Origin of the sequence: Burkholderia sp. Tr-862, from assembly GCF_011753085.1 — a bacterium.
Classification (GTDB): Bacteria; Pseudomonadota; Gammaproteobacteria; order Burkholderiales; family Burkholderiaceae; genus Burkholderia; species Burkholderia ambifaria.
Genome location: NZ_VWWG01000368.1, coordinates 1 through 1435, shown reverse-complemented (window position 1 = coordinate 1435; position 1435 = coordinate 1). Strand labels below are relative to the sequence as shown.

General features: G+C 68.9%; 1 protein-coding gene. It reads left to right on the top strand.

Annotated elements, in window-relative coordinates; genetic code table 11:
• Positions 1-1377 (top strand): ATP-grasp domain-containing protein (locus tag F3J14_RS34890; RefSeq protein ID WP_247682367.1); only part of this gene is annotated, 1377 nt, incomplete at its 5' end.
• Positions 1378-1435 lie beyond the last annotated feature (58 nt).

Below are 1435 nucleotides of genomic sequence, written 5' to 3'. Positions count from 1 at the left end.
TCGTGCTGGCCGCGCGCTGGCGCGGCGACGCACCGCCTGCCGGCACGCGGCCCTGATCGCGTGCGGTCCGTCATCCTTCAACCGATTCCCCAGCCGAGCGAGGACTCCATGCAGCATCGCTTCATCGATACCGTCCTGATCGTCGACGGCGCGTCGACGGCCGCCTATCTGGCGCCCGCGTTTCGCGCGTACGGCATCCGTTGCGCGCACGTGATCAGCGCCCCCGATCTGCCGGCCATCTACCGGAACCAGTTCAATCCGTCCGACTACGTCCGCCAGGTCGAGCATCGCGGCGACATCGACGCAACCCTCGCGCAGTTGAGCGACCTGCGGATCGGTGCCGTGCTGCACGGCCTCGACGCAGCGCTGGAGCTGGCCGACACGCTGGCCGAGCGGCTCGACGTGCCGTATCGCAACCCGCTCGCGACCTCGGCCGCGCGACGCGACAAGTTCGCGATGAACGAACGCATTCGCCAGGCCGGCCTGCGCGCACCGGCGCACTTCCACAGTACGTCGGTCGATGAAGCGCTCGAATGGGCACGCGCGCAGGCCACACTGCCGCTCGTGGTGAAGCCGGCGCGCAGCGCGGGCGTGGCCGGTGTGAAGATCTGCCGGACCCTCGCGCAGGTCGATGCGGCCGCGCGCGACGTGCTCGCCACCCGTTCGCTGTACAACCAGCCGAACGACGACATCGTGATCCAGAGTTATTCCGAGGGGCAGGAATACATCGTTGATTCGGTGTCGTTCGAAGGCCGCCATCGCGTGGTCAGCCTGTGGGAAGTGCACCGCGACCGCACGCATGCGCCGCGGCTCGACAAGATGCTGGTGCTGAACCATGCCGACCCGCGCTACGCGCCGCTGCTCGATTACGCGGCCAGCGTGCTCGACGCACTCGACGTGCGCTTCGGACCGACCCACCTCGAACTGTTCGATACGGCCGACGGCCCGACGATCGTCGAACTGAACGCGCGGCTGCACGGCAGCCTCGACCCGCGGCTGACCAGCGCGGTGAGCGGCGAGAACCACGTATCCGCCACCGTCGAAGCCGTGCTGCATCCGGAACGACTGTTCGGCGACGTCACCGCGCCGACGAATTTTCGCGGCTACTGCGGCCACGTGCTGCTGCTGTCGTCACGCAACGGTGTGCTCCGGCAGGATTTCACGTGGCAGGCGATCCAGGCGCTGCCGTCGTTCGTCGGTCTCAAGCAATGGATCAAGGTCGGCGACACGCTGCGCGTGACCACCGACCTGCAGACGGCGCTCGGCACGGTCGGCCTCTACAGCCCGACGTTCGAGCGGCTGCTCGAGGATTGCCGGCGCATCCGCGAAATCGAGGCCGATTTCTTCGCCGACGAACGCGCGGTTGCTCCGGCCTAGCGCGGCCGCCGCCGCGCGCCGCGGCGCCCGGGTCAGCGTGCGAGCAGCGCGCCCGCCT